The sequence below is a fragment of the Streptomyces sp. DH12 genome, assembly GCF_020873895.1.
Taxonomy (GTDB): Bacteria; Actinomycetota; Actinomycetes; order Streptomycetales; family Streptomycetaceae; genus Streptomyces.
This window is the reverse complement of record NZ_JAHWGT010000549.1, coordinates 1-566: the sequence shown is the minus strand read 5'-3', so window position 1 is coordinate 566 and position 566 is coordinate 1. Positions and strand designations below refer to the sequence as shown.

General features: G+C 70.1%; 1 protein-coding gene. It reads left to right on the top strand.

Annotated features, from left to right (window positions below; genetic code table 11):
• Positions 1-16: 16 nt before the first annotated feature.
• Positions 17-566, top strand: a 550-nt coding sequence (locus tag LPA54_RS35710; protein WP_228984721.1) for a succinate dehydrogenase/fumarate reductase iron-sulfur subunit, incomplete at its 3' end; no start/stop codon positions are given.

Here is a 566-nt window from a genome sequence, read left to right as displayed (position 1 = left end):
CCCAGCGGAGCTACGCATGAAGCTCACCCTGCGCGTCTGGCGCCAGAAGAACGCCGACGCCGACGGCGCCATGTCCACGTACGAGGTGGACGACGTCTCCCCGGACATGTCCTTCCTGGAGATGCTCGACACCCTCAACGAGGAGCTCATCCTCAAGGGCGAGGACCCGGTCGCCTTCGACCACGACTGCCGCGAGGGCATCTGCGGCGCCTGCTCGCTGGTCATCAACGGCGACGCCCACGGGCCCGAGCGCACCACCACCTGCCAGCTGCACATGCGGTCCTTCAAGGACGGCGACACCATCGACATCGAGCCGTGGCGGGCCGCCGCCTTCCCGGTGATCAAGGACCTGGTGGTCGACCGCTCCGCCTTCGACCGCATCATCCAGGCCGGCGGCTACATCACCGCGCCCACCGGCTCCGCCCCCGAGGCGCACGCCACCCCGGTGCCGAAGCCGGACGCCGACCTCGCCTTCGAGCACGCCGAGTGCATCGGCTGCGGCGCCTGCGTCGCGGCCTGCCCCAACGGCGCGGCGATGCTGTTCACCTCGGCCAAGATCAACCACC